The organism is Paenarthrobacter sp. Y-19 (assembly GCF_029223985.1).
GTDB classification, from domain to species: Bacteria; Actinomycetota; Actinomycetes; order Actinomycetales; family Micrococcaceae; genus Arthrobacter; species Arthrobacter nicotinovorans.
Map to the genome: position 1 here is coordinate 1,589,094 of NZ_CP119414.1, position 16,619 is coordinate 1,605,712.

A 16,619-nucleotide genomic window follows, 5' to 3' on the forward strand; every position below is an offset into this window, starting at 1 on the left:
GCGGATGGGGCTTTTGGTTGACATTATCTGTCCCTTCCAGGGGGAGCCTGGTTTCCCAGGCTCCCCCTATTTCGGGCGGCTACTTCTTGTTGGCCGCGTCCTGGGCGGAACGAATAAAGTCGTTGCCTGATGAGCCGTTGAGAGTCAGCTTCTGCCCGGCTTGGGAGAGGCCAGTGGCAAGCGCGGTCCATGTGTTGGAATACGTGCGTGGTTCACTGTTGGTCTTGACGTAGGCCGCGATGTCGTTGACGGTCTTTGCCTCTGGAGTGGAGAAGAACGGTTGCTGGTAGGTGGCGGCACGGGTGGGTACCTCACCGCCGGTTGCCATCAGCGCACCGGCTTCCGGCCCGGTCATGTACTCGATAAACTTCCAGGCAGCCTCGGTGTTTTTACTGCCGTTTCCGATCCCCAGGGTCCATCCAATGGTGGTACCTGTCGTGTCGCCGGTACTCGCCTTCGGCAGGGCCGTCCACTTGAGGTCCTTGTTCTGCGAGCCGAAGGAAACCGCTCGTTCTGTGCCCAGGACCGCCATCGCGACAGTGCCGCTCGCCATGCCGTCAGCTACCGTGCCGTACGTGTCGGATACGACGTTGCTACCAAGAGCCTTTGCGTCCCTGAGCTTGGCCAGGAAGTCACCAAACTCGTTGCCTTTGTCCGTCGCGAAATCAGCTTGACCATCCTTGTTCCAGATTTCCTGATCCACCTGGGACATGAAGCAGTTAAAGAAGGTACTGATGATGGCCGAATTGTCTGTGTCCGAGAAGCCCGTCCCGAACCCGGTAATGCCAGCGGCAGCAGCCTTCTTGGCGACTTCGACAACCTCGTTGTATGTGGTCGGGACGGCCGCGCCGATCTGGCTAAGGATCTTTTGGTTGTAGTAGAGGGCACAGGTTCGGTATTCGTACGGCACTGCAACAGGCTTGCCGTCGGGCCCCGCAAGAGTGTCTGTGGGACGCAGCCAATCAGTTACCTTCGAGGCGGCGTCCGGCAGAGGGGAGTAGACGCCGGCAGATGCCATCTGGGGAACGACGGGAGTGAACATCTTGAAGACATCAGGGGCCTGACCTGCTGCCGCGGCCTGAGGGAGTCTGTTCAACATGTCGCCCAACGAAACGACGGAGAGGTTGATCTTGATGTCCGGGTTGGCCGCCTCAAACTTGGCAATGTTTTCCTTCAGTGCCTTTGAACGCGGATTAGCCTGGCTGGGATCGAGGAAGTCCCAGTAGTTCAAAGTCACGGGACCTTTGGGTTCCGAAGCTGAGGGTGAACAGCCGCTGAGGGCAAGGCCGGCCACAACGGCTGTTACGAGCGCCAAGCCCCATCGCTTTTTGATCATGAATTTCTCCTGTGAATGGGTGTGCTGATGTGGGAGCATGCCGTGCTCAAGCGACGCGTGCTAAATGCGGGACTTCGACGGTAGGGAGAAGCCGATTGGTTCATCGAATCTCTCCTTTGAGATCGGTTGCATTTTCAGAAGTAGGACTGAGATCGGTTGCTGAGATCGGTTGCACTAAATTTAGGGCCGCGGGATGGCTCTGTCAAGGAAAGATTCGATATAGATCCGGAACGGACTAAATCCCAGATTCAGCCCTGGGTGTCGACCTTTGAAAGCCGGAACCTTTCGGAGCCCACAAGCACGGGTTGAGCACCGCAGAGTGAACAGCCCGTGGCTTGGCGTGCTGGTCTGGGCGTGCTGGTCTGACGTGGAGAAGTTCCAGCCGGAAATGCTGTCACCCGTGGTAGGCATCAGGGCTCTGACCCAGGATCCTCCGCCTGCTGTCGATCAATCAGGGGAGGCCGCTGCGGGCCTTAGCAAGCGATCACGTTAACAGCGAGGCCGCCGCGGGACGTTTCTTTGTACTTGCTTTTCATGTCTGCTCCTGTCTCGCGCATCGTCTTGATGGCTGTGTCAAGCGAGACGTGGTGGACGCCGTCTCCGCGCAGGCTGATCCGCGCAGCGTTGATGGCTTTGTTGCTGGCCATGGCGTTGCGTTCGATGCACGGGATCTGGACCAGGCCGCCAACGGGGTCGCAGGTCAGCCCGAGGTTGTGCTCGATACCAATCTCGGCGGCGTTCTCCACCTGCTGGGGTGTGCCGCCCAGAATTTCGCACAGCGCGCCCGCTGCCATGGAACAGGCTGAGCCGACTTCCCCTTGGCAGCCGACTTCGGCGCCGGAGATGGAGGCGTTCTGCTTAAACAGGACACCTATGGCAGCTGCGGTGAGGAGGAATCGGATCACTGCTTCTTCGCTGGCTCCGGGTGTGAACATCATGTAGTAGTGCAGCACCGCTGGAATGATTCCGGCAGCGCCGTTGGTGGGGGCGGTGACGACGCGTCCACCCGTGGCGTTCTCTTCGTTCACCGCCAGGGCAAACAGGTTCACCCAGTCCACTGCACGCAAGGGATCGCTGGTGTCGTCTTTCGCTTGCAAGTCCGCCAGCAGCCGCGGCGCACGACGGCGGACCATCAGGTTCCCGGGCAGGTGTTCTTCCGTTCGGCTACAGCCGCGTGACACGCACTCTTTCATGGTTTCCCAGATGTGCATCAACTGCGCGCGGGTTTCCTCCTCGCTGCGCCAAGCGCTTTCGTTGGCGAGCATGACGTCGCTGATGGAAAGGCCTTCACGCTTGCAGTGGGCCAACAGTTCCTCGGCGTCGGAGAACGGATAGGGGAGTTGTATCGTCTCGGGACGCGAGTTCCCAACGTCATGCTCGTCAACGACGAAGCCGCCGCCCACTGAGTAGTAGACGCGTTCGCTCAGCACTCTCCCCAAATTGTCGAAGGCTTGGAACCGCATGCCGTTTGGATGCGCAGGCAATGACTTGCGCAGATGGAGCACCACGTCCTTGCTTCTGTTGAAGGTGATCATTCGGCGCCCTGCAAGCAATATCTTCCCAGCCTCAGTGGCTTCGTTGACCACAGTGTCTGCCGTGGTTGTGTCTACGGTTTCCGGCGACTCGCCCATGAATCCCAGGATGACCGCCTTATCCGAGCCGTGCCCGCGTCCGGTAGCACCCAGCGAACCGAACAGTCCAGCATGAAGGCGATCTACGGCGTCGAACTTTTCTTCCCTCTCCAGTTCTTCGACGAACGCGCGGGCCGCGCGCATCGGCCCCACGGTGTGGGACGACGAGGGGCCGATTCCGATTGAGAAAAGGTCAAGGGCACTTAAAGCCATGGCATACCTCCGGTGCAGATTTGGTGTGGGGTCTGCTACCAGCTTGGGTGCAAATGCGGTCAGCGTCTATCGGAAACTTTTGAACAGAACGTCAAGCAGAACTTAACAATTCGCCTGGACTCCCGCGCGCGTCACGCTTTGGGGCGGGCGTCAGTCGCTTTCCGCAGTTCGTCGACGACGGCCGCTACGGCCGGCGATTCCCGGCTGGCCGCCCGGTGCAAGACAATGATGTTGCGGCCGCAGCTTGGATCTACGCGACGCACCACCAGGTCGTCCGTTTCCCGGCCGAGGTTCAGTTCACTCATCAGGGCGACCCCGAGGCCACCACGGACCAATCCCAGGGTGGCCATCAGGTTTCGACAGTGGGCTATGACGTTCGGCTCGAATCCAGCGTCGCGGCAGGTTTGCAGGACGAATTGCTCAAAAACGCTGCCTTCCTGGTCCAGGATCCACCGTTCATCGGCGTAGTCGGCCAGCGTCGCAGCGTCCGGTGCCTCCCGGTCCTGGGGGAGGCAGAGGATGATTTCATCGCGGGCCAGAATAGTCTTCACGAGCCCCTCATCCTGGATGTCATGCAGGTCATCCACCACTGCGACATCGATGTGCCCTTCCCTCAACTGGGCCACACTTTCGAATGGTTCGAGGTCGGACACGGTGATGTCGAGTCGCGGGTAGCTGGCCTGAAGGGACATGACGGCGGCGGGGAGCACCGTGCTGCAAAAGCTGGGGAAAGCGCTGATGGCGAGGTGTCCACGGACATCTGTCTGAAGCTTCTTTAAGTTCGCCTCGGCCGCCTCAACTTCAGCAGCTATCCGGCCAAAATGCTTCACCAGCATGACTCCGGCTTCCGTCAGCCGCACTTTCCGGCCGGCACGGATCAGGAGCGCCAGCCCGGCCTCCCGTTCAAGCACGGCCAACTGTTGGCTGACCGCCGAGGTTGTCATATGGAGCTTGGCGGCAACGGCCGTCATGGTTCCCTCAACCTCAAGGGTCTTGAGGATTTGCAGGCGTCGGATATCGAGCACGGGACCTCCCAGGGTTTAGGACCACTTAACCTCAGAACTGCGGTCTCAGCTACTTTCCGACGACGGGTGGACGAATCCCAGCGTCGCGGCCCCTTGTTCATCGATGAGCCGGCCGAGGTGCTTGCTCATCCTGAACACCACGCTGCGGTCAACGATGCGGGCGCTCGGCACGGCAGCTTCCATGGCAGCCTCGAAGCGCATGACATCGGACATTTCCTTCAGCCAGACCGCCACCACCAAGTTGTACTGGCTTGCGACGGCCAGCGCCGTTCGGGCTTCAGGAATCTTAGCCATGAGCCCCTTCATCTGCTGAACGTGCTTGGCGGCGGTCCGCATGAAGTACCAGGCGTAGACAGGCCAACCCGTGACCGTGCGTGCGACGTCCGTGCGTATCCGCAGCATGCCATCGGCGCGCATGCGGGCCAGCCCATCCGCGACGCGCTGTTCGCTGAGTCCATGTTCTGCGGCAATGCGGCTGACGGGGCGCCGCCCATCTTCGGCCAGGCAATGGCGGAGCGCTGCTTCGACGTCAGGGTGCACGGTCCGCGGCGCCCGTGCCCGTGGTGGGCGGGGGCGGGGGACCCTGGCTGCCTCCTGCGGTGTGAGGGCGCGGAGCCTCCAATCGGAGGCCTCCATGACTACTTCGGTAACGAGATGCGTCTGGGTGTTCCTGACGCCTTCCAAGCCGCCGATGCGGTTGGTGACTGTGTCCCAGATGGAGAGCGGGGTGTCGGCGAGGACCGTGGCCAACAGATCCCGTCCGCCGGAGGTGTGGTCGAGGGTCATCACTTCCGGGATCTGCGCCAATTGGCGGGCCACGTCGCCCGTTTGCTGGGGTTTGCAGGTGATGTCCACCAGGGCCGATGCTCCGTCGGGGAAGATGCCGGTGACCCACGCGAGCCCGCGTTCCCGCAGCGAGTCCCAGCGCCTGGCGAGGGTTACGGCGTCGACTCCGATCATGGGGGCCAGTTCACTCCACGGCGCCCGACCTTCGATCTGAAGAGCATGGATGAGGCGCTCCTCGAGTGGATCAAGCATGTTTTCCGGCATAGAAAACAGAATAGCCACGGAAAGCTGCAATTTCATCAATTGGAAACACGGCACTTCCATGATGTTGTGATCCCGTTCACTTCTCATCACATCGGAGCGCACATGCGTACAACGGCGCAAAAATCCACTACGGCGGCAGGAGCCGTCGGTTTCCTGGTGGTCATGGAGCTTGGCAGTGGCATACTTCAGGGCTGGCTGAATCCTCTCTTCTCTTCCATTGGTGAACACCATGGAGTCTCGGCAGCATCGCTGAATTGGATCAGCGCCGCCTACTTGCTGGCGACAGTGCTGGTGGTCCCTTTGCTGTCCAAGCTGGGTGACATCCACGGCCACAAGCGGATACTCATGATCTCCACGGCTATCGTTGCCGCGGCTTCCGTCTTGGTTGCCTTCGCCCCAAACTATGAACTGTTCCTTCTGGGACGTGCTATCCAAGCCCCGCTGGCCGTTTTCCTCCCCTTGGAATTCGCCATCGTCCATCAACGCGACTCTGAACGCTCCGGGCGAAGCATCGGCAGGCTTGTGGCGGCGTTGACCCTCGGCGCAACCATCGGCGGTCTCCTGGCCGGATTTGTCCTCGACGCGACTGAGAGCCTTTCCATCACTCTGCTGATGCCGGCGATCTTCATGGCCCTGTGCGTTCCTGGCATCGCGTTCTTCGTCAAGGAAAGCCCGCTGCGGAGCGAAGGGCGGGTGGATTATCTCGGTGCTGCACTGCTTGGCGGTGGCTTGGCTGCTCTCCTGGGAGGCGCTTCGAATCTCTCAACGTGGCCGCCGCTGACCACGGCCCTCGCGATGGCGGTCGGCATCGCCCTCCTGGCCGGCTGGGTGGTTTCAGCCCGCAGGACAGAACACCCCCTGGTGGACCTCACCATGCTCCTTCGTGGCGGCATTGGCCTTCCGATTGTCGTCGCCTTCCTTTACGGCGCGCAACTGTTCGGCGCGCAAGCACCCATCTCCGTCTACCTGCGCTCCGATCCGGCCACGCTGGGATTCGGCTTCGGTGCTGCTGCCTCTGCCGCGGGAACAATGCTCAGCATCATGGCTCTTGCAGCCTTCCTGGGTGCCTCGCTCAGCGACCGGGCATCCCGGCTGATCGGCGGCCCACGGAGTGTTGCCCTTGGGGGAGGGATCAGCGCCATCGCGTACGTCCTCATGATTCTGGCGCCGGGTACCCTGGTGACCTTCGCGGTGTGGCTCGTCATGGCCGGACTCGGCGCGGGGCTGGTCAGCGGCACGCTCCCGACTTTGGTGGTCCAGCGGGCAGCAGCCGATTCAGTGGGGATCGCCTCGGGGTTGTACAACACAGCCCGCACCGCCGCCGGAGGAGTCGCCGGTGCTCTTTTCGCGCTGCTGATGGCAGCACTCACCACACCAACAGCCGCCGGAACGCGGGCGGCCACCGAACTGTCCTTCCACGCCGTTTGGTGGATCTGCGCCGGAGTCTGCGTCCTCTTCGCCGTGGCCGTTCTGTTCATCCGGCCTGCCCGGGCCACACCGGTCGAATCAACCACATCGTCATCGAATGCCGACGACGTCCTCGAACCTGCCAACTAATCCACCTCGACACGAAGGATCAACAATGACCGTTTCCATCGACACCACCTCCCAGGACACCTTGCGCGACACCGTACGCGAGTCCGCTGCCGCCGTCGGGCCTTCCATCCTTGAACTTAGCCACAAGGTCCATGCACTGGCAGAGATCTCCTGGGAGGAACACGACTCAGCTGCGGCCGTGGCCGCTGTCCTCCGCGACGGCGGCTTCGAGGTGACCGAACGCGCCTATGATGTTCCGACGGCGATCGAGGCCGTCTACGGCACCGGCGAACTGACCGTGGTCATCTGTGCCGAATACGATGCCCTCCCCGAAGTCGGCCATGCGTGCGGGCACAACATGATCGCCGCAGCCGGCGTCGGCGCTGCGCTGGCCCTTAAGCCCGTGGCCGACGCCGCCGGACTGCGGATCAAACTCCTCGGCACTCCCGCGGAGGAACACGGCGGCGGAAAAGTCTCGCTGCTTCAGGCCGGAGCGTGGGAGGACGCAGCGTTCTCCCTTATGGTGCATGGCATGACGGGCGCTGAGCGGAGTGCGGCGGCCATTGGTATGGCCGCCGTAGAGCGCTTCGAAGTGCAGTTCAAAGGCAGCGAAGCCCACGCAGCCGGAGCCCCGGACAAGGCCATCAACGCAGGCGCGGCGGCGAGCCTGGCGCTGATGAACATGGCCGTCCTGCGGCAGCACCTACCGGAGAACGCAAACACCAACGCGTTCATCTCGCACGGCGGCGGTGCCACCAACGTCATCGCCGGCGACTCCACGGTTCAGGTGGAAGTCCGCGCGGGAGACGTTGATGTTTGGCGGGACCTCAAGCGGCGCGTCCTCGCGTGCTTCGAAGGTGCGGCCATCGCCACCGGCTGCACCTGGACCCACCAGCAGACCGAGCACCCCTACGCCCCGCTCAATACCCACGTCGGGCTGGGCGAAGCATGGGACGCCAACATGGAAACCGTCGGAAGGCCCGTGGACACGACGCCCATCTTCGGGGGCGGTTCCTCCGACATGGGCAACGTTTCCCAGGTAGTCCCGTCCGTGCACGGCATGGTGGTGGTCCGCAACAGCACCGCGGTCCCGCACCACCCTGACTTCACCGCCGCCGCCATCTCACCGGAGGCGGACGAAGCCATTCTCGACGGCGCCACCGTCCTGGCACTCACGGTTCTGGATGCGGCTCTGGATACCTCACTCCGGGCCGAACTGCTGGAACTCCAGTCTGCGCGGGTTCCCGGCGCCACAACGGTGACGCTGGAAGCCTGATTCCCGGAGGTTGACCGGTGGCGTCTCTTAGTCGAAACGCTAAGGGGCGCCAACTCGTCGCGGTCGGGCCGTGCGCAGTGCGACGGGGACGGCTTCGTTTGATGCACGACATACGAAGTTGCCGTGCCCTGCTACCAGACCCCGGGCTAATCGGAGGTAAATGAGCAGTGGGGACAATGTCCACCCTTTCCACCACGGATTGCCCCGTTCTTCCGCCGGAATGCCCCGGATTCCGGAGGTTTCCGCCACTTCCCAGTGTTTGTTATCGCAACCCACAAATGTGTTGACACGGAACGAGATCCTTACAGTTGCCGACGTGATTCAGGAGCGCATCGACCTCACTGCCTATTGTTCTTCACGATGAACGACGCGAAGATTGCAGCAACCACCGGGATCAACACAGTTAGTGTCGCGCTGAGAATGTTCTGGGAATCTCCGAGCAGGCCTCTGATCCCAAGGGTTGTCAGCCCCACAAGCAGCCCGAGTCCAGGCCAGTAGATCCGTTGCTTCGTTGAGGTCGTGTGGCGGTCGGGCGTCTTAGCAGTTGGTTGCACTCTTGGTTCCTGGAAAGTTAAAACCGTTATAGCCAGCGGCGGGCTGGAATTGTCCGTCGGCCTGTTCGTGGTGCGTTGACATCGTAAACGGCAACTTGTCGTCGACGCCTCCAGACTTGTCAGGGGCCTTGGCCCGGAAATTCCCGGCAGATACGCTTTGATGGGTGGCAGCCATCGCCGGCACGGGCGCCCTCAGGCCAGAAACAAGAACCAAACCCAAGCCGTGCAACAACACGTTCTCACGATTCATCTCTCCCTCGAATCTGCTCGATCTCCGTTCCCGATGCCATCGCACCAACATCGGAACCAAGAGGCCGTTTGACGAGCGGCATCGACTCTATCTTCGGCGCGGGAACCTTGCTGGATCGCTATCTAGTAGTGCAATCAAAGGCGTTACCGTGACGCTTCCGGAAATGGGGAACCCGCGTCCCGGCCGCTCGGCGCATCGAGAGAGAGCCGCGCGTACGTCTACGTCTGGTCGAACGTCAGGCCGAGCAGGGCGTTTTCGGTGACCTCCGGTAGTGCGGGGTGGATCCAGTATTGCTTCGCGGCAAACTCGCGGACGTCAAGGTCGAAGGCCAGGGCGGTGATCATTTGCTGGATCAGGGTTGAAGCCTGGGGGCCCATGTAGTGGGCGCCCAGGAGTTTGCCGGTGTTCTTGTCGGCGATGAGTTTGCAGATGCCGGTGGTGTCTTCCATTGCCCAGCCGTACGCGACGTCGCCGTAGGCCTGGATTTTGACGGTCACGTTGTGGCCCCTTTCGCGGGCCTGGGACTCGGTCATTCCGACGGTGGCGATCTGGGGGTGTGTGAAGGTAGCGGCAGGGACGTTGTCGTGCGGCATTTTCTGCAGGTTTCCCGGGTTCAGCAGGTTATGGCGCACGGCGCGCATTTCGGCGTTGGCGACGTGTTTGAGCATGTAGGGGGAGGAGACGTCGCCGAGCGCCCATACACCTGCGGCGGAGGTCGACCGGCCATACTCATCTACTTTGATGCGCCCGCCGCCTATGGTCTCGATCCCGGCGGCGGACAGGTCCATCAGGTCTCCGTTGGGGGTACGTCCGGTCGCTACCAGAAGTACCTCCCCGGTGGCGGTTGAGCCGTCGTCGAGCCGTATGGTGATGCCGCAGTCATTCTGTTCGGCGCTGACGGTAGTCCGGCCGGCCCGGACATCGAAACGCTCTGCGGCGAGGTCGTTGAACGGGTCGTGCAGGTCGTCGTCGAGGTTCCGCAGGAGGGTGGAGCGGGCAATGACCGTGACATCCGTGCCGAGGGCATCAAAGATGTGGGCGAACTCCATGGCGATGTAGCCACCGCCGATGATGACCAAGGATTTAGGCAACTGCGGAAGCCGCATGATGTCTTCGCTGGTGTAGTAGTGAACGCCTGAGGCGGAGATGACGTCGGGGACGACGGGGCGGGAGCCCGCAGCGATGACGATCCGGTCACCGGAGATGGTCCTCTGGTGGGCCCCTTGGCCGGTGCGCAAGGTGCGTTCTCCGGTGAAAACGGCGTGTTGGTCGTAGACGTCCGTGTTCGGGCTCCGCTGGCTGCGCCGGTATTCCTCGCCAGCGACGGAGATGGGGTCTACGCGGTCCTCGAAAATGCGGCGGACGATGCCGGGCCAGTCCACGGAGTTGACGGAGGCGTTAAGGCCCAGCCGTGCTGACTCGCGGGTCTCGAGTGCGGTGTCCGCTGTGTGCACGAACATTTTTGTTGGGATGCATCCGGCGTTCAGGCAGGTGCCTCCGAACGATGCCTCCTCAATGATCGCGATCGACTGGTCTTCGAAACCGGACCCGGGAATGGAGTTCCCGGAGCCGGTGCCAATGATGACCAAGTCATAGTGGCGATCTACGGCGGGGCTGCTGGTGACGGTGTGCATGTGGTCCTTACTGCGGGTTTACTTCCACCCTAATGAACCCGACGCCAACAGGTCTCATGAGCCAATGGCGGGATGTGTACCCGCAGCGACGGGGTCCGGCACTCGGTCGGCTAGTGCGAGCCATCGTTCGCTCTGGCCGAATACCGGGCCCGCATGGCAGGACTTGCCGCTGGCCCGGCCGTGAAGGCATGCGCCTGATCGTCCACGCGACGACCGCTCGTGCGGTCTACCAGGACGGGCTCGACTTCCATGCCGGTCTCGCTATCGACAAGGATCATGGCGCGTTCGGATGGGTCAAGGCGGGAGTTGCTCCATGCGGCCATCGCGACCAGCACCGGTCGGAGGGAGCGCCCCTTTTCGGTCAGGATGTACTCGTGCCGGGGCGGATTCGACTGGTAGGGCCGCTTTTCAAGCAGTCCTTGTTCCACGAGCACACGAAGTCGGCTGGTCAGCATGCTGGATGACAAGCCGATGTTCTCTTGGAACTGATCGAAACGGCTGTAGCTGTCGAAGCAGTCATGCAGAATGAGCATCGTCCACCACTCGCCCACATAGCCCAATGCTGTCGAGAGCGGGCACTCCCTGTCTTCGAGTCGAATCTTGCCACCCATTGCGGCCACCTCCCTGGTTACTGCTTTTCTCGCACTTAGTCGCTTCTAAATTAGAAGTTACTAGATCCGGCCTGAGCGGCGGGGGCACACCCCGCCACGAGGCGCCACTCACGTCACCGAACCCACGGAGTAAACCTTCATGACAAAAGAAATCCTGCTCACAGACCTTCCCTCACCCATCACTACTTACCTGGATCGATCCCAGGGAATTGAGCGGAAGGCTGCCATAGACACGTTCGACGACGATGCTTTGGTTGTCGACGACGGCCGCCGGTACCGCGGCACTTCCGAAATCGTGCGATGGCTGGACCGGGTCGTATCCGAATTTGAATACACGACCACGTTTCTTGGGGCCAACAGTGATGGCCGGACCATAACTGTCGTCAACCGCCTTGAAGGGACATTCCCCGGGGGAATCGTCGAACTCAAGTACCGGTTTGTGCTCAATGAGCAAAATGACGCAATCAGCGAGTTGACCATCGCACCTTAGGAGCGCGTGGACAAGCGGCGAACCCAAGGCGGGTCCAGGTTTTTAGAATGGATCATCTCTTGTGGTGGCCAGAGATCACTGGAAGACTGGGCAGTGCGTCGCGCCGCTCCCTCTGAGGGTTGAGGAGGTGCCACGAGGCCAGTTCGGTCCGCATCATCTTCGCCGCAGTACCGTTCCAGGGAGGCTCCGCATGAAAACTGTCGTGCATTATGGAATCCGTCAGATCGCGGTGGGGGAGGAAGCATGATTTCCGTCGCATTATCTGTGATTTTGACGGCGAAGCCCGGCAAGGAAAAGGATGTTGCCGAGTTCCTCCGCAGCGCGCGTTCGGTCGTTGAACAGGAACAAGGTACGCGTGCCTGGTTTGCCCTCCAGTTCGACGAATCGACTTTCGGCGTCTTCGACGTGTTTCCCGATGACGACGCCCGCCAGACCCACCTCTCCGGGGGTGTAGGGCAAGCCCTGGCCGCTCAGGGAGCTGAGCTGTTCAGCGCGGAACCGAACATTCAGAATGTCGACGTGCTCGCTTACAAATTGCCCGGCGAAAGCGGATAAAGAGCTCCAACGTCATGCACAGGCTTGGCAGCGGGCAATGACACGTTCGGACACAAGACGTGCCGAGGCGTTCAGCGACGCCGTCATCGCGATCGTTATCACGCTACTGGTACTTGAGCTCACGCCACCGGAGACCGAACCCGGGGAACTGCTGGCCGGATTGCTCGGTCAATGGCCGACATACCTGGCCTACGCGGCCTCCTACAGCTATTTGGCCGTTATCTGGCTCAACCACAAATCTGCCTTCTCCCGTATCCGGCAGATGGACATCGGCCTGCAGTGGGCCAACCTGGGCATCCTCGCCACCCTCGCACTCTTGCCTTGGCCGACAGCCGTGATCATCGATACAGCCAAGACAGGCAATCTGGCCGACGAGCGGGTTGCGGTCGCGCTGTACGCGATCGTCGGGGCCCTGCTGTGCCTATCATGGCTGGTCTTCTTTTCGCACTTGGCGAGGCATCCCGAGCTCACCGAGGAAGAGGTGGAGGATTCCTACTTCGTACGCGAGCGCCCGCGCGCCCTTGCCGGTGTCGTGCTGTACCTCGGTGCCGGAGCGGCAGGTGTCCTCGTTCATCCGCTCGTCGCATCAGTGATCTTCGTGGTTCTGCCCATCTTCTACGGGCTCACCAGTCACGGGTTAGACCACAGGCCTGCTTTTCTCCGTGGTCTCTAATCCGTTGCTGTTATCCAGTTCCGGCCGCTCTCTTTGGCTCACCTGACGTTGCAAGCATGATGTCCGGCCTCTAGGGTACTAAGGAGGCTTACCTTTTTTGGTTGAGTGCAGTAATCGATTTGCCGATCAACATCGAGGAGAACGCGCAGTGCCAGTTGAGGACAACATCAAGATTCCAGGAGCTCCATCGATTGAGAGACCGGCTCTGGATGAGCCGACAGCGGCCCGTGAGCCGTTGTCACCAAAGCCTGATCAGCAGGGCCCGGAGGCCGTGTCACCTACAGGAAGCCCCACCGGCGCCCCCGCAAACTCGCGTACCCAGTCCGGCCAGTACCTGACAACGGCCCAGGGTCTAAGGCTCGGCGATACAGACCATTCCCTGAAGGCCGGACCGCGGGGCCCGATTTTGCTGCAGGACCATCACCTGCGTGAGAAGATCACCCACTTTGATCACGAGAGAATTCCCGAGCGCGTGGTTCACGCCCGGGGAGCCGGGGCGCACGGAACGTTCCGCTCTTACGGCACGGCTTCGAAAATCACCAAAGCAGGGTTCCTTGCGCCCGATGTGGAAACGCCCGTGTTCGTGAGGTTTTCCACTGTTCTGGGATCCAGGGGGTCCGCTGATGCGGTCCGTGACACGCGTGGTTTCTCCACCAAGTTCTACACGGATGAGGGTACCTACGACCTGGTAGGGAATAACATTCCTGTCTTCTTCATCCAGGACGGCATCAAGTTCCCGGACATCATCCACGCGGGGAAACCGCATCCGGACAGGGAAATCCCGCAGGCCCAGAGCGCACACGACACGTTCTGGGATTTCGTTTCGTTGCACACCGAGGCGCAAGCCCACACGATGTGGAATATGTCCGACCGCGGAATTCCCCGTTCCTACCGAACAATGGAAGGGTTCGGCGTCCACACATTCCGGTTGGTGGATGCTGCAGGTAAGACCACACTGGTGAAATTCCACTGGAAGCCGAAGCTGGGTGTTCACTCTTTGGTGTGGGAGGAGGCCCAGATTATCAACGGCATGGATCCCGATTTCCACCGTCGTGATCTGGCCGATGCGATCGAATCAGGTGCTTACCCGGAGTGGGAGCTTGGCATCCAGACGTTCCCGGACACTGAAGATCAAATGTTCGAAGGTATCGACCTCCTGGATCCCACCAAGTTCATCCCTGAGGAACTGGCTCCGGTTCAGCCGATCGGGCTGATGACGCTGAACGCCAACCCGACCAACTACTTTGCCGAGACCGAGCAGGTAGCCTTCCACCCGGGACATCTCGTCCCAGGCATCGATGTCACTGATGATCCGCTGCTGCAGGTTCGGCTGTTCTCCTACCTGGACACGCAGATTTCGCGGCTCGGTGGACCGAATTTCGCCCAAATTCCCATCAATCGTCCACACGCCCCGGTCAATGACATGCTGCGGGACGGTATGCACCAGACTGCCGTGCACGGGGGAGTGGCCCCTTACCATCCGAATTCCCTTGATGGTGGCTGCCCCTTTATGGCCGGGCAGGACGTTGGAGCCTTTGTGGATGTCCCTGAGGAAATCGCGGCAGGAATCAAGGAACGGAGAAACCCGGCGTCGTTCGATGACCACTTCAGCCAGGCCAGGCTGTTCTTCCGCAGTTTGACTCCGGTGGAGCAGGACCACGTGATCCAGGCCTACACATTTGAGCTTGGCAAGTGCTATGAAGAAGCGATCCGGGAACGGCAACTCATGGCGCTGGCCAATATTGACGCCGGACTTTGCGCTGCCGTCGCCAAGGGCCTCGGGATGCCCGCTCCGGCGGCCACCGTTGACACACCGGACGCGGAGCCCAGCCCTGCCGTGTCCCAGATTGGTGGGAAGTGGCCTGTTGCGGGTCGCGTCGTGGGCATCATCGCGGACAGTGAAAGCGACCTGTCCTTGGTGGCCGCGGCACGCGAGGCGGTTGATGCGGCAGGCATGGTCCCCCTGGTCATTGCGCCGTCCGGTGGCGTGCTTGAGCCGGAGCATGGTCCCTCGGTGACAGTCCAAAGGAGCTACCTCACCGCGCGCTCCACCGAATTCGACGCAATTGTTGTGGCTGGTGGAGGCATTCCAGCAGCCGATGCCATTCCGGGCCGCGATGCCAAGGCTGGTGAACCGAGTGTGACCCTTGATCCGCGCGTGGTTCTCATGGTTTCTGAAGCTTTCCGTCATGGCAAAGCCATTGGTGCCTGGGGGCCGGGTGCTGCTGTTCTGGACGCGGCCGGCATCCTTCAAGATGCCCCCGGAATCACCAGTGGTGAAGGTCCGGATACGGTGATTCGGGTGCTGCGGGAACTGCTTTCTGCACACCGGGCGTGGGAACGGTTCCCGGCGGCAAGGTCAGCTTCGTAGCATTTCCTTAGAACGCTGTTATGTTCGACGGCGGTGGGTTGCCCATGCGGGCCAGCCCGCCGCCGTCGTAATTTCCAGGGTGACGTTTGCCGGTGGAGTGACTGTTCTTCTGTGTCGTCCGGGGCATGGTGCTGGGCGGAGCAGATTCGTCGACGAGATCGTCATCCTCAGCGCGCCGGATGACCATGGTTCGAGCTGCGGTTTCTTCGCGGAGGGAACGAATGATCGGGGTGGTTGGCCGACAGTAAATTCTACCTGTGGCCGATAGGGAGGGTTATTCGCCGTCGGCGACTGACTGGCGACGGTGACGTTCCCGCTGACCGTACGCGGCCCGAAGAATGTCGTCCTTTGACTCGAATCCCGAGCCCAACGCCCCACCGATAAGAGCCGCCGAAGTGGTCATCCACGCGACTTCGGCGAAGTCCCAAACGGTCACTGGGTGTTGCAGGGTTACCGCCAACAGGGTGTTGTCGATGGTGAACGCCGCGGCCAGCAGCACAGCCACGAACAGTAGGAAGTAGCTGATCACGACGCCGATCACGAGGGACCACACCGTAGAGATGTTGTATAGGGAAGCCTTGTATCGTTCGAGGGAATCGTCGCGTTTGGCGCTTTCCCACAGATCGTGCTGGACGATAATCCAGAACACCATCGAACTGATGGAAAGTGCCATCAACAACGTCAGTCTCGTCGCCCCGAGCAGGTCTGCGAGCTGCCAGATAGTGTTCGTGACAAGGGCGAAAGCGCCGGTGGCAATGGCGGCGGCCATCGCGCTTCTCAGGCCGAAGACGAGCCGCCATGGACGGTTCGCCCGCAGCATGCCCGCCAGTAGTCGTCCCCGGCCGAGACGGGTTGCTGAGACGTAGCGGAACCCAATGGGCCCTTGGTCGGGAACGGTGGTCTCGATATGCCTAGATTTGTGCAACGAGGGTGGACCGAATTCCACCGCTTCATCCTCGGGATCGAAAGGACGGTGCATCGCCCAGCTGAGATCCGCGACGGCGGTGCGGACCCGGCGGTCGATGTTGACGGCACCGAGAGCGGGCACGGAGACAAGGGAGATCTGCTCGCCTAGCGCAACCTCCGCGACCACAGTCCGGCCATCCATCCGTATTGGAAGGTCGGTGAGGCAAACCATAACGTCCCATGCGCGGAGGGTCCTATGTTTCGCCAAGGAACCCAACATGGGCTCCAACCCGTTGCCGGCAGTAAAATCCTGGTACTCAATCACCACTGACCAGACGTGCCGCTCATCGGCGAGGTTGAGCAGATCGCGTACTTCGCGCCCGTTGCGATCGGCAAATTCGGCGGTGACCTCGGGTTCGGCGAGCACGCCCAGAGTACGGGCATTAGTAGGGTTCATATCGAAAGTATGTTCCGGCACGCGCTTGCCTCCTGTTGTTCAACGTTCATA

The 16,619-nt window shown here is 61.3% G+C and carries 15 protein-coding genes; 6 read left to right on the forward strand and 9 right to left on the reverse strand.

Going from position 1 to position 16,619, the window contains the following annotated elements:
* Window positions 1–79: 79 nt before the first annotated feature.
* The 4 genes from PYR64_RS07345 to PYR64_RS07360 all read right to left on the reverse strand — a co-directional run bounded on the left by PYR64_RS07345 (window position 80) and on the right by PYR64_RS07360 (window position 5,243).
* Window positions 80–1,336: an extracellular solute-binding protein gene (locus PYR64_RS07345; RefSeq protein ID WP_275779139.1), complete on the reverse strand. Its 1,257-nt coding sequence runs from the start codon at window positions 1,334–1,336 to the stop codon at window positions 80–82.
* Window positions 1,337–1,809: 473 nt separating this feature from the next.
* Complete coding sequence (locus PYR64_RS07350; protein WP_275779141.1) at window positions 1,810–3,180, reverse strand: L-serine ammonia-lyase; 1,371 nt, start codon at window positions 3,178–3,180, stop codon at window positions 1,810–1,812.
* 131 nt (window positions 3,181–3,311) lie between these two features.
* Entirely contained in the window at window positions 3,312–4,205 is an 894-nt protein-coding gene (locus PYR64_RS07355; protein WP_275779142.1) for a LysR family transcriptional regulator, read from the reverse strand.
* Between the two features lie 45 nt (window positions 4,206–4,250).
* Window positions 4,251–5,243, reverse strand: a complete 993-nt coding sequence (locus PYR64_RS07360; RefSeq protein ID WP_235338904.1) for an Lrp/AsnC family transcriptional regulator — start codon at window positions 5,241–5,243, stop codon at window positions 4,251–4,253.
* A 114-nt stretch (window positions 5,244–5,357) separates the two neighbouring features.
* Here PYR64_RS07360 and PYR64_RS07365 point away from each other — a divergent pair, with 114 nt between their 5' ends.
* Together PYR64_RS07365 and PYR64_RS07370 are read left to right on the forward strand one after the other, a co-directional pair.
* The gene (locus tag PYR64_RS07365) at window positions 5,358–6,812 is read left to right on the forward strand and encodes an MFS transporter (RefSeq protein WP_275779145.1); all 1,455 of its coding nucleotides are present in this window, start codon (window positions 5,358–5,360) and stop codon (window positions 6,810–6,812) included.
* Window positions 6,813–6,837: 25 nt separating this feature from the next.
* Window positions 6,838–8,067, forward strand: a complete 1,230-nt coding sequence (locus tag PYR64_RS07370) for an amidohydrolase (protein ID WP_275779147.1) — start codon at window positions 6,838–6,840, stop codon at window positions 8,065–8,067.
* Window positions 8,068–8,604: 537 nt separating this feature from the next.
* On the opposite strand, the gene PYR64_RS07375 is transcribed toward PYR64_RS07370, so the two are convergent.
* The 3 genes from PYR64_RS07375 to PYR64_RS07385 form a co-directional block, all read right to left on the reverse strand.
* Window positions 8,605–8,871: a hypothetical protein gene (locus PYR64_RS07375; RefSeq protein ID WP_275779149.1), complete on the reverse strand. Its 267-nt coding sequence runs from the start codon at window positions 8,869–8,871 to the stop codon at window positions 8,605–8,607.
* Window positions 8,872–9,089: 218 nt separating this feature from the next.
* The gene (gene mtr, locus PYR64_RS07380; RefSeq protein ID WP_275779151.1) at window positions 9,090–10,505 is read right to left on the reverse strand and encodes a mycothione reductase; all 1,416 of its coding nucleotides are present in this window, start codon (window positions 10,503–10,505) and stop codon (window positions 9,090–9,092) included.
* A gap of 110 nt (window positions 10,506–10,615) precedes the next feature.
* On the reverse strand, window positions 10,616–11,116 hold the full coding sequence (locus tag PYR64_RS07385; protein ID WP_275779153.1) for a helix-turn-helix domain-containing protein: 501 nt from the start codon (window positions 11,114–11,116) through the stop codon (window positions 10,616–10,618).
* 139 nt (window positions 11,117–11,255) lie between these two features.
* Between PYR64_RS07385 and PYR64_RS07390 the strand changes: the two genes are divergently transcribed.
* The 4 genes from PYR64_RS07390 (at window position 11,256) to PYR64_RS07405 (ending at window position 15,205) form a co-directional block, all read left to right on the forward strand.
* On the forward strand, window positions 11,256–11,606 hold the full coding sequence (locus tag PYR64_RS07390; protein ID WP_018778598.1) for a hypothetical protein: 351 nt from the start codon (window positions 11,256–11,258) through the stop codon (window positions 11,604–11,606).
* A gap of 243 nt (window positions 11,607–11,849) precedes the next feature.
* Window positions 11,850–12,161, forward strand: coding sequence for a hypothetical protein (locus tag PYR64_RS07395; RefSeq protein WP_018778597.1), 312 nt, complete (start codon window positions 11,850–11,852; stop codon window positions 12,159–12,161).
* A gap of 37 nt (window positions 12,162–12,198) precedes the next feature.
* Window positions 12,199–12,834, forward strand: coding sequence for a TMEM175 family protein (locus PYR64_RS07400; protein WP_275779156.1), 636 nt, complete (start codon window positions 12,199–12,201; stop codon window positions 12,832–12,834).
* Window positions 12,835–12,982: 148 nt separating this feature from the next.
* Window positions 12,983–15,205, forward strand: coding sequence for a catalase (locus PYR64_RS07405; RefSeq protein WP_275779157.1), 2,223 nt, complete (start codon window positions 12,983–12,985; stop codon window positions 15,203–15,205).
* 7 nt (window positions 15,206–15,212) lie between these two features.
* On the opposite strand, the gene PYR64_RS07410 is transcribed toward PYR64_RS07405, so the two are convergent.
* Together PYR64_RS07410 and PYR64_RS07415 are read right to left on the reverse strand one after the other, a co-directional pair.
* Window positions 15,213–15,392 carry a hypothetical protein gene (locus tag PYR64_RS07410; RefSeq protein WP_275779159.1) on the reverse strand — a complete coding sequence of 60 codons (180 nt, stop codon included), beginning with the start codon at window positions 15,390–15,392 and terminating at the stop codon, window positions 15,213–15,215.
* Between the two features lie 87 nt (window positions 15,393–15,479).
* A complete protein-coding gene (locus tag PYR64_RS07415; protein WP_275779161.1) occupies window positions 15,480–16,568 on the reverse strand; it encodes a hypothetical protein in 1,089 nt (362 codons plus the stop codon).
* Window positions 16,569–16,619: the final 51 nt, after the last annotated feature.

Excerpts from the sequence above, each read along its gene's own strand:
- mtr (WP_275779151.1), bottom strand. The coding sequence starts at position 10,505 with ATGCACACCGTCACCAGCAGCCCCGCCGTAGATCGCCACTATGACTTG.
- PYR64_RS07370 (WP_275779147.1), top strand. The coding sequence starts at position 6,838 with ATGACCGTTTCCATCGACACCACCTCCCAGGACACCTTGCGCGACACC.
- PYR64_RS07350 (WP_275779141.1), bottom strand. The coding sequence starts at position 3,180 with ATGGCTTTAAGTGCCCTTGACCTTTTCTCAATCGGAATCGGCCCCTCG.
- PYR64_RS07390 (WP_018778598.1), top strand. The coding sequence starts at position 11,256 with ATGACAAAAGAAATCCTGCTCACAGACCTTCCCTCACCCATCACTACT.
- PYR64_RS07360 (WP_235338904.1), bottom strand. The coding sequence starts at position 5,243 with ATGCTTGATCCACTCGAGGAGCGCCTCATCCATGCTCTTCAGATCGAA.
- PYR64_RS07365 (WP_275779145.1), top strand. The coding sequence starts at position 5,358 with ATGCGTACAACGGCGCAAAAATCCACTACGGCGGCAGGAGCCGTCGGT.
- PYR64_RS07385 (WP_275779153.1), bottom strand. The coding sequence starts at position 11,116 with ATGGGTGGCAAGATTCGACTCGAAGACAGGGAGTGCCCGCTCTCGACA.
- PYR64_RS07410 (WP_275779159.1), bottom strand. The coding sequence starts at position 15,392 with ATGGTCATCCGGCGCGCTGAGGATGACGATCTCGTCGACGAATCTGCT.
- PYR64_RS07415 (WP_275779161.1), bottom strand. The coding sequence starts at position 16,568 with ATGAACCCTACTAATGCCCGTACTCTGGGCGTGCTCGCCGAACCCGAG.
- PYR64_RS07400 (WP_275779156.1), top strand. The coding sequence starts at position 12,199 with ATGACACGTTCGGACACAAGACGTGCCGAGGCGTTCAGCGACGCCGTC.
- PYR64_RS07395 (WP_018778597.1), top strand. The coding sequence starts at position 11,850 with ATGATTTCCGTCGCATTATCTGTGATTTTGACGGCGAAGCCCGGCAAG.
- PYR64_RS07375 (WP_275779149.1), bottom strand. The coding sequence starts at position 8,871 with ATGAATCGTGAGAACGTGTTGTTGCACGGCTTGGGTTTGGTTCTTGTT.
- PYR64_RS07345 (WP_275779139.1), bottom strand. The coding sequence starts at position 1,336 with ATGATCAAAAAGCGATGGGGCTTGGCGCTCGTAACAGCCGTTGTGGCC.